Here is a 12,822-nt window from a genome sequence, read left to right as displayed (position 1 = left end):
AGACAATGAGCCAAGGACCGCTGAGCGGCATGAAGGTGGTGGAGTTCGCCGGCATCGGGCCTGGCCCGATGTGCGGCATGTTGCTGGCCGACCTGGGCGCCGAGGTGCTGCGTGTGGACCGGCTTGCGCCCAGCGGCCTGGGCATCGAGCGGGCGCCGAAATTCGACCTGCTGAACCGCGGCAAGCGCTCGATCGCGGTCGATCTGAAAGCCGCCGAGGGGGTCGCGTTCGCGCGCCGGCTCGTCGCCTGCAGCGATGCGCTGATCGAGGGTTTTCGGCCGCAGACGATGGAGCGGCTCGGCCTCGGCCCCGAGCCTTGTCTGGCGCAACAACCCAAGCTGGTCTACGGGCGCGTCACCGGCTTCGGCCAGACCGGGCCGCTGGCGCTGACCGCGGGGCATGACCTGAACTACATCGCCCTGTCGGGGGCGCTGCATGCGATCGGCCGCGCCGGTGCGCCACCGACACCGCCGTTGAACTTGGTCGGCGACTTCGGCGGCGGCGGCCTGCTGCTCGCCTTCGGCATGCTCGCGGCGCTGTGGAACACGCAGCGCGGCGGAGCCGGGCAGATCGTCGATGCGGCGATGGTCGACGGCGCGGCGATGCTGATGACTTCGCTGTACGGCATGCTCGGCAGCGGCATGCACACCGGGCCGCGCGGCACCAACCTGCTGGATTCGGGGGCGCCGCACTACGAGGTGTTTCGCTGCGCCGACGGCGAGTACGTGTCGGTGGCGCCGATCGAACTGAAGTTCCGCGAGGTCCTGTTGAAGCGCCTGGGCTTGGGCGTCGACGCCTTCGACTTCGACGACATGGCGCGCTGGGGCGAGAGCAAGGCCCGCCTGGCCGCGATCTTCGAGACGCGCACGCGGGCGCAGTGGTGCGAACTGCTCGAAGGCAGCGACGCCTGCTTCGCGCCGGTGCTGGCGCCGCTGGAGGCGCCGACGCATGCGCACAATCAGGCCCGCGCGACCTTCGTCGACATCGGCGGTGTGGTGCAGCCGGCGCCGGCGCCGCGTTTCAGCGCCACGCCTGCGGCGCTGCCGCGCGCGCCGCACACCGCCGACGATGGGGCGCTCGAACAGGTGCGGCGCTGGGGCGTGCCGGCGTCGGAACTGGACGCGCTGGTGCGCAGCGGCGTCGTTCGCGCGGGTGGCGCGCGCGCGGGCTGAGCGTCAGGGCTCTGCCTTGGCCGGCACGGCCGGGGCGCTTGCCGCACCGCTGGCCAGCATGCGATCGATGTCGGCCGGCGCGTAGCCGGCCTCGGCCAGCAACTCGCGCGTGTTTTCGCCGAGCAGCGGGGCATGACGGCGGATGGCCGGCGGCGTGTCGGACCAGGTGCCTGGGACGTTCATCGTGCGGATGCGTCCTTCGCTGGGGTGATCGATCCAGTCGAAGAAGCCGACGTCGGCCAGGTGCGGGTCGTCCATCAGCGTGGCCGGCGTGTGCATCGGCGTCACGGGGATATCTGCCTTCGCGAGCGCGTCCATCCACTCGGCGGTGGTGCGGGTGAGCATGGTTTCGGTCACGAAGGCGTAGAGCGCGTCGACGTTGCGCGTGCGGTCGGCCATGCGCAGGAAGCGCGGGTCGCTCAGCATCTCCTCGCGGCCCAGCATCTCGCAGAAATTCTTCCAGTGCTTGTCGATGTAGATCAGCACGCAGATGTAGCCATCACGGGTCTTGCAGGGGCGACGGTCCTTGGCGAGCAGACGCACGTAGCCGGCGTCGGCCAGGGAAGGATCGAAGGTCTGGCCGTACATGTGGTCGGACAGCACGAACTGGGTCATGGTCTCGAACATCGGCACTTCGATCGCCTGGCCACGGCCCGTGCGTTCGCGTGCGTAGAGTGCGGAGGTGACGGAGTACACGGCGGTGAGGCCGGTGGTGCGATCACAGATGTTGGTGGGCAGGTAGCGCGGCTCGCCGGTGACGCGCCCGACCAGCGAGGGCAGCGCCACGGCGCCCTGGATCAGGTCGTCTAGCGCGGGCTTGCCGGCGTAGCGTCCGCCTTCGCCGAAGCCGTAGGCGCCGCAGTAGATGATGCGCGGGTTGATCGCGGCGACGTCGTCATAGCCCAGCCCCAGGCGCCCCATCGAACTGGGCCGGATGTTGAACAGCAGCACGTCGGCGCCGGCGATCAGGCGCTTCAGCGCTGCCAGCGCCTCGGGCTTGCGCAGGTCGAGCGCGATGCTGCGCTTGTTGCGGTTCAGCGCCAGGTACATCGGCCCCATCCCCTTGCTGCGGCTGGGCCCGATGTTGCGCACGGTGTCGCCGTCGGGCGACTCGACCTTGATGACGTCGGCGCCCAGGTCGGCGAGGATCTGCGACGCAAACGGGCCCATCACCACGGTGGTGAGGTCGACGATCTTGATGCCGGCCAGCGGCCCGGTGTTGGCGGTAGTCTTGTCCTGTGCGGAGGTCATGGGTTCGAAGCGGGTGGTTTGAAGTAGTCGGGCATGCCGGCGGGCCAGAAGTCGCCCCACAGCACCATGCCGCCGTCGATGTTGACGGTCTCGCCGGTGATGTACTTGCCCGAGGATGCCGTGAGGTAGACCACCGCCTCGGCGATGTCCTGCACGTCGCCGGCCCTGAGCATGGGGTTGGTGCGGAAGAGGCCGCCGACGTTTTCTTCCTTGTAGTTGTTGAAGCCGTTGCTCTCGATCGCGCCGGCACCGATGCAGTTGACGCGGATGCCGTGCTCGGCCCATTCGACGGCGAGTGTCTGCGACAACGCGATCACGCCGGCACGCGAGGCTGCGGTGTGCGCCATGCCTGGCAGGCCGCGGTCCACGGCGGCGGTGATGGTGACGATGCTGCCGTCGCGCTTGCCTTGCTTGACCCAGCGCTTCGCCGTGCCCTGCATCATGTACCAGGTGCCGTTGAGGTTGGTGTCGATGACGGCGTTCCAGCCTTTGTCGGTGAAGTCCATCGCGTGCGCGGCGAACTGCCCGCCGGCATTGTTGACCAGCACATCGATGCTGCCGAAACGCTCGAACACCGCGTCGAGCAGGCCCTCGACCTGGCCCGGATCGCGGATCGTCATCGGGTGCACGAAGACCTCGCGGCCCGACAGCGCGCGCAGCTTCTCGGCGCAGTCTTCCAGCGCATCGAGCTTGCGGCCGCAGATCGCCAGCGTGGCACCCAGGCGTGCGAACAGGAAGGCGATCGCCTTGCCGATGCCGCTGCCGGCGCCGGACACCAGCACGACCTTGCCAGCGTACAAGTCGTCACGGTACACCGTGGGCAGCTGCGACAGGGCCTCGTCGCCAGGGCCGAACTTCGGCTGTTGGACGGGCGCGGTCATGCCGCCTGCTCCTGCGTGAAGTAGGCGGGCTTGGGGATCGTCCAGAGTTCGCCCCACAGGACGCCACCGCCATCGACGTTGAGCAGCTCGCCGGTGATGAACTTGCCGCTGGGTCCGGTGAGGTAGATCACCGCGTGCGCGATGTCCTGCACGTCGCCCTGGCGCAGCATCGGGTTGCCGCGCGGGAACTGCTCGCGCGCCTCGGCCGAGTACTGCTTGAAGCCGGTGCTCTCGATCACGCCCGGAGCGATGCAGTTGACGCGGATGTCGTGCGCTGCCCATTCGACCGCGACCGTCTTCGACAGGTAGGTCACGGCGGCCCGCGCGGCGCAGGAGTGGGCCACGCCGGGGAAGCCGCGCTGGAAGGTCAGCACGATGTTGACGATGTTGCCCGGCGTGCCGGTGTCGCGCCAGCGCTTCGCGGCGGCGTGCATCATGTACCAGGTGCCGTTCAGGTTGTTGTCGACCACCGCCTTCCAGCCGTTGGGGCTGATGTCGAGCGCGGCCTTCGGGAACTGGCCCCCGGCGTTGTTGACCTGCACGTCCAGGCGCCCGAAGTGAGCATAGGTGGCGTCCAGCAGCTTCTCGACGTCTTCGGGCTGGCGAATGTTGGCCTGCTGCACCAGCACGTCGGGGCTGCCCAGCTTGCGCAGCCAGGGTTCGCAGGCGTCGAGCTTGGCTCGGTCGCGGCCACAGATGACGAGCTTGGCGCCCAGCCGCGCGTAGAGGAAGGCGATGGCCTTGCCGATGCCGCTGCCGGCGCCGGAGACCATCACGACCTGGCCGTCGAACAGGCCGGCCTCGAAGACGCGCGGCGCTTCCGAGAGCGCGGCATCATTCCAGCCGAATTGCGGTTCATTCATGGGGTTCACATTCCAGCGTAGTTGGGGCCGCCGCCGCCTTCGGGCGTGACCCAGACGATGTTCTGCGACGGGTCCTTGATGTCGCAGGTCTTGCAATGCACGCAGTTCTGCGCGTTGATCTGCAGCCGCTCGGTCTGGTCGTCGTCCTTCACGAACTCGTAGACGCCGGCGGGGCAGTAGCGACTTTCCGGGCCCGCGTACTTCGACAGGTTCAGCGCCACCGGCACCGCCGCATCCTTCAGCGTCAGGTGCGCAGGCTGGTTCTCTTCGTGGTTGGTGTTGCTGACGAAGACCGAAGACAGGCGGTCGAAGCTGAGCTTGCCGTCGGGCTTGGGGTAGACGATGGGCGTGGCCTGGTCGGCCGGCAGCAGGCTCTCGTGGTCGCGCTTGGTGCCGTGCAGGGTCCACGGCGGGCTGGCGATGCCGAGCTTGGGCAGCAGCCACTGCTCGATGCCGGTCATCAGGTTGCCGATCAGCTTGCCCTTCTTGAACCAGAGCTTGAAGTTGCGGGTCTGCTGCAGTTCCTCGTTCAGCCAGCTCTTCTCGAAAGCCGCGGGGTAGGCCAGCAGTTCGTCGCGCTGCCGTCCGGCGGCCAGGGCCGGCGCGATCGCCTCGGCGCACAGCACGCCGCTCTTGATCGCCGCGTGGCTGCCCTTGATGCGCGCCGCGTTCAGGTAGCCGGCGTCGCAGCCGACCAGCGCGCCGCCCGGGAACACGGTCTTGGGCAGCGCCTGCGGCGTGCCGTTGTTGATCGCACGCGCGCCATAGCCGAGGCGCTTGCCGCCTTCGATGTGCGCACGGATCGCGGGGTGTGTCTTCCAGCGCTGCATCTCGTCGAACGGGCTCATAAACGGGTTCTGGTAGTCGAGCCCGACGACGAAGCCCAGCGTCACCTGGTTGCCGGCCAGGTGGTAGAGGAAGCCGCCGCCGAAGGTCTGGTCGACCATGGGCCACCCGGCGGTGTGCACCACCAGCCCCGGTTTGGCGCGGGCCGGGTCGACCTCCCACAACTCCTTGATGCCGATGGCAAAACTCTGCGGGTCCCTGCCTTGGTCGAGCCGGTAGCGCGCGATCAGCTGCTTGCCCAGGTGGCCGCGTGCGCCTTCGGCGAACACCGTGTACTTGCCGGCCAGCTCCATGCCGAGCTGGAACGACCCGGTGGGCTCGCCGTCCTTGCCGACGCCCATGTTGCCGGACGCGACGCCGCGAACGCTGCCCTGTTCGTTGTACAGCACTTCGGCGGCGGCGAAGCCGGGGAAGATCTCCACGCCCACCGCCTCGGCCTGCTGCGCCAGCCAGCGCACCACGTTGCCGAGCGAGACGACGTAGCAGCCGTCGTTGTGCAGGTTGCGCGGCACCAGCCAGTCGGGCGTGCGCGTGCTGCCGGTCTCGGACAGGAACAACACGTCGTCGCCGGTCACCGGCTGCGCGAGCGGCGCCCCCTGTGCCTTCCAGTCGGGAATGAGTTCGCCGATCGCGCGCGGGTCCATCACCGCGCCCGACAGGATGTGCGCGCCCGGTTCGGAACCCTTCTCGATCACGACCACCGACAGTTCGGCATCGAGCTGCTTGAGCCGGATCGCTGTCGCCAGGCCGGCTGGCCCGGCGCCGACGATCACGACGTCGTACTCCATGGCTTCGCGCGGGCCGAAGCGTTCGATCAGTTCCTGGGAGTTCACGTGGGCATGGCGCGCGCAGGCGCGGTGGGTCTTAAATCGGCGTCTTCGGGACGGGCAGCGCGCGACTCGGCCCCATGCCGCGCTTGTAGACCATCAAGGTGCGCTTGAAGGTGCACACCACCACGCCGTCCTGGTTGAAGCCTTCGGTGGCCACGGTGACCACACCCATGGTGGGGCGCGACTTGGATTCGCGCTTGTCGCGTACCGCCGAGCGTGAGTAGATCGTGTCGCCCTCGAACACCGGCTTGGGCAGGCGGACCTCGTCCCAGCCGAGGTTGGCGAACACGTTGTACGAGACATCGATCACCGACTGGCCTGTGACGAGCGCCAGGGTCAGGCATGAGTTGACCAGCGGGCGCGCGAATTCGGTCTGCGCCGCGTAGTGCACGTCGAAGTGCACCGCGGCCACGTTTTGTGTCAGCAGCGTGAACCAGATGTTGTCTTGCTGCGTGAGCGTGCGCCCGAGCGGGTGGCGGTACTCGTCGCCGACCTCGAAATCTTCGAAGAAACGCCCTTCCCAACCCGGTTTGACGCTCATGCTGCGCTAGCCTCGAAGGTGCCGTCGAAGATGATCGCGGTGACCTGCTTGACGAAGTCCGCGAACGAACCTTTCTGCGGGTTGTACCACTCGACCGTCCAGTTCAGGGCGCCGATCACGAACAGCCGGATCACCGCGGTGCTCGTGTCCCGGCGCAGCTCGCCGCGTTTCAGCGCGTCTTCCAGGAGGCGATCCCAGTAATCCGCATAACTGCGGCGAATCTTGCGGTGGCTGTTCTTCGCGGCGGTCGGAATCTGTCCGTAGATGCGGATGTTCGCCGAGGTGAAATCGCCGTGGTGAAGCAGGCCCCACAAGTGCCCCTCGATCGCCGCCGCGACCCGTTGGCGTGCCGTCGCGCTCTCGGGCAGCGCATCAACCCGCTGGCGCACCGCATCGGCAACGACCTGGATGCCTTTGTCCAGCACCTCTCCGAGGATCTGTTCCTTGGACTCGAAGTGGTAGTAGATGCTGCCGGCCTTGATGCCCGACGCGTCGGCGACTTCGCGCAAGGTGGTGGCGGCGTAGCCATGATGGCGAAACAGCCGGGCGGCCTCGAGCAGGATGCGTTCGCGCGTGGCAGTGTCTGCTTCGACGGCAGCCGGTTTCTCGCGGGTCTTGGTGGACATGGTGTGGTTGTCAGTTAGGTTGAGCGGTCAAAAATGGTACAGCAGAGCCACTGTTTGGATTCGCCTGACGGTATCTAACTAACGTATGTTTGATGCTATCATAGCGCTGCCTTGCCAACGCAGGCAAGCGTTACGTGGGAGTGGGGCGCGGCGGCGGATCGCCGAAGTGTCCCTGGCGCCCAATCCCAGGATCGACTAGGAGACCGGACATGCTGTTCAACGACGACCAGATCGCATTGCGCGACGTGGCGCGCCGCTTCGCGCGCGAGAAGCTCAAGCCGGGTTACCAGAAGCGCGAGGCCGAGCAGGGCTTCGATCGCGCGCTGATGAAGGAAATCGGCTCGCTGGGGCTGATCGGGGTCGACCTGCCGGAAGAATACGGCGGCCTCGGCCTCAGCGGTGTCACCTCCGGGATAATCACCGAAGAGATGGCTTACGGTGATTTCAACGTCAGCTACATCCAGCTGCTCGGCTCACTGATGGGCGCGATCGTGCATGCCAACGCCAACCCCGAACTGGCGCGCCACTGGAACAGCCGGCTGGTGGCCGGCGAAGCGATCATCGGCCTGGGCCTGACCGAACCGCGTGGCGGCTCCGACGCCGCCAACCTCCAAGTCAAGGCGCGCCGCGATGGCAACGACTTCATCATCTCGGGCGAGAAGACCTCGATCAGTTTTTCCGACCAGTGCGACGCGATCGTGCTGTTCACCCGCACCGGCAAGCCCGATTCCGGGGCGCGCGGCATCACCGCCTTCCTGGTGCCGATGGACCTGCCCGGCATCCAGCGCACCCGCTTCAACGACGTCGGCAGCAAGATCATCGGCCGCGGCTCGGTGTTCTTCGACGACGTGCGGGTGCCGGCCGAGAACATGATGGGCGCCGAGGGCAAGGGCTTCACGCAGGTCATGCAGGGGTTCGACTTCAGCCGCATCCTGATCGCGCTGCAGTGCATCGGCGCGGCCCAGGCATCTATCGACGAGACTTGGGAGTACATGAAGGAACGCCAGGCGATGGGTGCGCCGATCGTGCAGTACCAGGGCGTGTCGTTCCCGATCGTCGAGTTCGAGACCCTGCTCGCCGCTTGCCGCCAGCTCTGCTACCACGGCTTGGCGCTGCGCGACAACGGCCAGCCGCACACGGCCGAGTCGGCGATGGTCAAGTGGATGGGCCCGAAGACCTCGTTCGACGCCATCCACCAGTGCATCCTGACCTTCGGCCACTACGGCTGGTCCAAGGATCTGCCGCACCAGCAGCGCCTGCGCGACGTGATGGGCCTCGAGATCGGCGACGGCACCGCGCAGGTGATGAAACTCATCGTCGCGCGCGAGCGCGCCGGTCGCGTGGCAGTGCAGTACGCGGCAGAGAACAAGAAATGAGCGCCGCTTCGCCACTCGTCGTCGGCCGCGAAGGCGCCGTCGGCATCATCGAACTGGCGCGGCCGGACAAGTTCAACTGCCTGTCGCTGGCCGTGCATGCGGGCATCGAGGCCGCGATGAACGACTTCGAGAAGCCCGGCTCGGGCGTGCGCGCCGTGCTCGTGCGCGCCCAGGGCAAGCACTTCTGTACCGGCGCCGACCTCGACGAGGTCAAGGGCCTGCGCAGCGACCCGGCCAAGATCGACCACTTCATCCGCTACGGCCACAAGGTGCTGCAGCGCCTGGAAGCCAGCCCGCTGCCCGTGGTGGCGGCCTGCCAAGGCCTGGCGCTGGCGGGCGGCAGCGAGTTGATGCTGGCCTGCGACGTGATCTTCGCGTCGTCCGACTTCCGCATCGGCGACCAGCATGCGCAGTACGGCTTGGTGCCCGGCTGGGGCGGCTCGCAGCGCTTCCCGCGCGTCGTCGGGTTGCGCCGTGGATTGGACATGTTCTTCAGCGCACGCTGGATCGACGCCCCCACGGCGCTGCAATGGGGCCTGGTCAACTACGTTGTCGAGCCCGACAAGCTCGGCGAAGCCGCGCTGGCCTATTGCACACAGCTCACCACGCGGAGCCGCGCCGGCCTGGCGGTCATGAAGCGCCTGGCGCGGCAAGGCATGGACAAGACGCTCGCCGATGGACTCACATTCGAGCAGGATGTGATGGCCACCGAGCTGATGAGCGACGACGTGAGCGAAGGCCTGGCGGCGTTCGCGGCGCGGCGTCCGCCGGTGTTCAAGTGACCATAGTCCGGGCCCAAGGATGACGATACTTTCCTCGCGCGCATCGAGCGCCGACCCAGAGTTCCAGCTCAATCGCGCCGCCTACGAAGCATTGATCGCCCGGCTGCACGAGCGCCGCCGCAAGGCGCTCGCAGGCGGGCCGCCGAAGGCACGCGAGAAGCACCTGGCGCGCAACAAGATCCTGCCGCGCGACCGCGTCGAGGTGCTGCTCGATCCGGGCTCGCCGTTCCTCGAGTTCGGCATGCTCGCCGGCGAGGGCCAGTACGACGGCGTGCCGCCGGGTGCGAGCATCATCACCGGCATCGGTCTGGTGCAGGGCCGCCCGTGCATGATCATCGCCAACGACGCGACCGTGAAGGGCGGCACCTACTACGGCATGACGTGCAAGAAGCATGTCCGCGCCCAGCAGATCGCCTGGGCGCACCGGCTGCCGTGCATCACGCTGGTCGACAGCGGTGGCGCCTTCCTGCCCGACATGGCCAACATCTTTCCCGACGTCGGCCAGTTCGGCAGCATCTTCAACAACCAGGTGCGCATGTCGGCCGAGGGCATCCACCAGATCGCCGTGGTGCTGGGGCCCTGCACCGCGGGTGGTGCCTACATCCCGGCGCTGTGCGACGAGATCGTGATCGTCAAGGAACAGGGCTTCATGTACCTCGGCGGCCCCGAGCTGACCTTCGCCGCGACCGGCGAGACGGTCGACGCCGAGTCGCTGGGCGGCGCGCAGATGCACTGCAGCCTGAGCGGCGTCACCGACCACATCGCCCACGACGACCGCCACGCGCTGGCGCTGACGCGCGAGATCGTGCGTGAACTCGGCGAGCCGCCCAAGCCGCGCTGGACCAAGCAACCCAGCCTGCCGCCGCGTTTCGACCCGCGCGAGATCCACGGGCTGATCAGCCGCGACCCGAAGATCCCGACCGACACGCGCGAGATCCTCGCCCGCTTCGTCGACGACAGCCGCTTCCAGGAATTCAAGCCGCTGTACGGCGACACCCTGCTGACCGGATTCGCGCGCATCCACGGCCACGAGATCGGCATTCTCGCCAACCAGGGCGTGCTGTTCCCCGAAAGCGCGATGAAGGCGGCGCACTTCATCGACCTGTGCTGCCAGCGCGACATCCCGCTGCTGTTCATGGCCGACGTCACCGGCTTCATGGTCGGGCGCGCCGCCGAGCAGTCGGGCATCGCCAAGGCCGGCGCGAAGATGATCACCGCGATGGCGTCGGCCAACGTGCCCAAGTACACCATCATCATCGGCGCGTCGTACGGCGCGGGCTACCTCGCGATGTGCGGCCGGCCGTTCAACCCGACGGCGATGTTCGCGTGGCCCAACGCACGCGCCGCGATCATGGGCCCCGACCAGGCGGCCACCGTGATGGCGCTGGTGCGGCGACAGATCAACAAGACCGAAGGCCGTGAGTGGACGCCCGAGGAAGAAGAAGCCTTCAAGGCGCCGGTGCGCAAGGTCTACGAAGACTTTCAGCCGGCCGACAACTTCTCGTCCAACCTGTGGGCCGACGGCATCATCGACCCGGTCGAGACGCGCGACGTGATGGGCCTGATGCTCGACCTCGCGTCGCGCACCGCGCCCAAGCCGACCCCGTTCGGCGTCTTCCGCTTCTGACATGCAACGCATCCACAAAGTCCTGATTGCCAACCGCGGCGAGATCGCCTGCCGCATCGCCCGCACCTGCCGGCGCCTCGGTCTGAAGGTCGCGACCGTGCATTCGAGCGTCGACCGCCATGCGCGCCATGTGCGCGAGATCGGCGAGTCGGTCGAACTCGGCGGCGCGGCACCGTCCGAGAGCTACCTGCGCATCGATGCCATCGTCGCGGCGGCGCAGCGCGTCGGCGCCAACGCGGTGCATCCCGGCTTCGGCTTCGTCTCCGAGAACCCGGACTTCGTGCGCGCGCTTGACGCCGCCGGGCTGATCTTCATCGGCCCCACGGCCGAGACGATGGAGCGGCTGGGCGGCAAGGCGCAGGCCAAGCGCGAGGCCGCTCGGCTGGGCGTGCCGGTGATTGCGGGCAGCGAAGGTGGCATGAACGACGCCGCCGCGGTCGTGAGCGCGGTGCGCGGCATGCCGCTGCCGGTGCTGCTGAAGGCGGTCGCCGGAGGCGGTGGCCGCGGGATGGCGGTGGTCGAGACGCTGGACGGCCTTGAAGCTCGTGTCGAAAGCGCGATGCGCGAGGCCGAGAAAGCCTTCGGCAACGGCGAGCTGATCGTCGAGCGCTACCTGCCGCGCGTGCGCCACATCGAGGTGCAGGTCGCGGGCGATGGCCAGGGCCACGCGATCCACCTGTTCGAGCGCGAATGCACGCTGCAGCGGCGGCACCAGAAGGTGATCGAGGAGGCGCCGAGCGCCGGCCTGCCGGCGGCGTTGCGCGAGCGACTGCTGGCCGATGCGGTCAAGCTCGCCGCCGGGGTGAGCTACCGCGGGCTCGGCACGGTCGAGTTCGTCGTCACCGGAGACGACTACTTTTTCCTCGAGGTCAACCCGCGCCTGCAGGTCGAACATCCGGTCACCGAGGAAGTGACGGGGCTCGACCTGGTCGAATTGCAGCTGCGCATTGCCGACACCGGCCGGCTGCCGCTTGCGCAGGCCGACGTGCGCTGCGACGGCCACGCCTTCGAGGCGCGGCTCTGTGCCGAGGATGCCGAAGCCGGGTTCCTGCCGACGACCGGGCGGCTGGACCGCGTCGACTTCTCGCGCGCCGCGGTGCGCATCGAGTCGGGCGTCGAAAGCGGCGACGAGATCTCGCCGTACTACGACTCGATGATCGCCAAGCTGGTGTCGCGCGGCCCGAACCGCGAGGCCGCGCGCCGCGCGCTGGCTGCGGGTCTGCGCGACAGCACGGTGATCGGCTTGACGACCAACCTGCAGTTCCTGCATGAGCTGCTGCACTGGCCGCAAACGATCGCCGCGAGCTTCCACACCCGCCTGATCGACGAGTCGTTCGCGGCCGATGGTCTGGCTGCGCGAGCGGCGCCTGTCGTGCCGGCCGAGCACGTGGCCGCGGCCGCGCTGCACTGGCTCGCCACCCAGCGCGCCGCGACCCCGGAACTCGGCTGCTGGAGCCAGGCCCAAGGGTTCACCGGCTGGCGCCTGGCCAAGGGTGCGTCCGCCGCGGCGCCGTTGCCGAACCTGGTGCTGAAGAGCGGCACGGCCGAATGGCCGGTGCGTTTCGGCGCGCCACAGGCCGACGGCAGCATCGAGCTCGTGCTCGGCGATGCACCCGAGCGCGCGTCGCTGGCCGTGTTGCCCAGCGGCCACCGGCTGCTGCACTTCGGCGGCCGCACCCTCGAACTCGCGCTCGTCGGCAATGCCCAAGGCATCGAGCTGTCGAGTCCGCTCGGGCGCAGCGTTTTCGACTGCACGCCATTCCTCGGCGGTGCGCTCGCCGATGAGGCCGCGGGCGGGCAGCTCGGCGCGCCGATGATGGGCAAGGTCGTGGCCGTCAAGGCTGCGGTCGGCGATGCGGTGAAGATCGGCCAGACGGTGATCGTGCTCGAGTCGATGAAAATGGAGCTGCACGTCACCGCCCCGTTCGACGGCAGCGTGGCCGCTCTGCGCTGCAAGGTCGGCGACATGGTCGAGCGCCATCAGGTGCTGGCCGAGGTGGCGCCGGTCGAATAGTCCGCACAACCAA

Annotated in this window: 11 protein-coding genes; 5 read left to right on the top strand and 6 right to left on the bottom strand. The window is 68.1% G+C overall.

Going from position 1 to position 12,822, the window contains the following annotated elements; genetic code table 11:
* The first annotated feature begins 5 nt into the window (after positions 1-5).
* Complete coding sequence (locus ACWH49_RS01100; RefSeq protein WP_448169773.1) at positions 6-1,172, top strand: CaiB/BaiF CoA transferase family protein; 1,167 nt, start codon at positions 6-8, stop codon at positions 1,170-1,172.
* Between the two features lie 3 nt (positions 1,173-1,175).
* Here ACWH49_RS01100 and ACWH49_RS01095 read toward each other — a convergent pair whose 3' ends face one another.
* Genes ACWH49_RS01095 through ACWH49_RS01070 form a run of 6 tightly spaced genes read right to left on the bottom strand, consistent with a single transcriptional unit; the run spans position 1,176 to position 7,010 of the window.
* On the bottom strand, positions 1,176-2,423 hold the full coding sequence (locus ACWH49_RS01095; protein ID WP_448169772.1) for a CaiB/BaiF CoA transferase family protein: 1,248 nt from the start codon (positions 2,421-2,423) through the stop codon (positions 1,176-1,178).
* Entirely contained in the window at positions 2,420-3,304 is an 885-nt protein-coding gene (locus ACWH49_RS01090) for an SDR family oxidoreductase (protein ID WP_448169771.1), read from the bottom strand. The genes ACWH49_RS01095 and ACWH49_RS01090 overlap by 4 nt, the downstream gene beginning before the upstream one ends.
* Positions 3,301-4,167, bottom strand: coding sequence for an SDR family oxidoreductase (locus ACWH49_RS01085; protein ID WP_448169770.1), 867 nt, complete (start codon positions 4,165-4,167; stop codon positions 3,301-3,303). The genes ACWH49_RS01090 and ACWH49_RS01085 overlap by 4 nt, the downstream gene beginning before the upstream one ends.
* A 5-nt stretch (positions 4,168-4,172) precedes the next feature.
* Complete coding sequence (locus ACWH49_RS01080) at positions 4,173-5,846, bottom strand: electron transfer flavoprotein-ubiquinone oxidoreductase (protein WP_448169769.1); 1,674 nt, start codon at positions 5,844-5,846, stop codon at positions 4,173-4,175.
* A gap of 31 nt (positions 5,847-5,877) precedes the next feature.
* Complete coding sequence (locus ACWH49_RS01075) at positions 5,878-6,384, bottom strand: MaoC family dehydratase (protein WP_448169768.1); 507 nt, start codon at positions 6,382-6,384, stop codon at positions 5,878-5,880.
* A complete protein-coding gene (locus ACWH49_RS01070; protein ID WP_448169767.1) occupies positions 6,381-7,010 on the bottom strand; it encodes a TetR/AcrR family transcriptional regulator in 630 nt (209 codons plus the stop codon). The genes ACWH49_RS01075 and ACWH49_RS01070 overlap by 4 nt, the downstream gene beginning before the upstream one ends.
* A gap of 209 nt (positions 7,011-7,219) precedes the next feature.
* Here ACWH49_RS01070 and ACWH49_RS01065 point away from each other — a divergent pair, with 209 nt between their 5' ends.
* From ACWH49_RS01065 to ACWH49_RS01050, 4 genes are read left to right on the top strand one after another with little or no spacing between them, the layout of a single operon-like run.
* Positions 7,220-8,386 (top strand): acyl-CoA dehydrogenase family protein, encoded by a 1,167-nt coding sequence (locus tag ACWH49_RS01065; RefSeq protein ID WP_448169766.1) that lies wholly within the window; start codon positions 7,220-7,222, stop codon positions 8,384-8,386.
* The gene (locus tag ACWH49_RS01060) at positions 8,383-9,168 is read left to right on the top strand and encodes an enoyl-CoA hydratase/isomerase family protein (protein WP_448169765.1); all 786 of its coding nucleotides are present in this window, start codon (positions 8,383-8,385) and stop codon (positions 9,166-9,168) included. The genes ACWH49_RS01065 and ACWH49_RS01060 overlap by 4 nt, the downstream gene beginning before the upstream one ends.
* 19 nt (positions 9,169-9,187) lie before the next feature.
* Entirely contained in the window at positions 9,188-10,795 is a 1,608-nt protein-coding gene (locus ACWH49_RS01055; RefSeq protein WP_448169764.1) for a carboxyl transferase domain-containing protein, read from the top strand.
* A gap of 1 nt (position 10,796) precedes the next feature.
* A complete protein-coding gene (locus tag ACWH49_RS01050; RefSeq protein ID WP_448169763.1) occupies positions 10,797-12,809 on the top strand; it encodes an acetyl/propionyl/methylcrotonyl-CoA carboxylase subunit alpha in 2,013 nt (670 codons plus the stop codon).
* Positions 12,810-12,822 lie beyond the last annotated feature (13 nt).

The sequence above is a fragment of the Rhizobacter fulvus genome (genome assembly GCF_964020785.1).
This window is presented reverse-complemented; position numbering and strand designations above follow the sequence as displayed.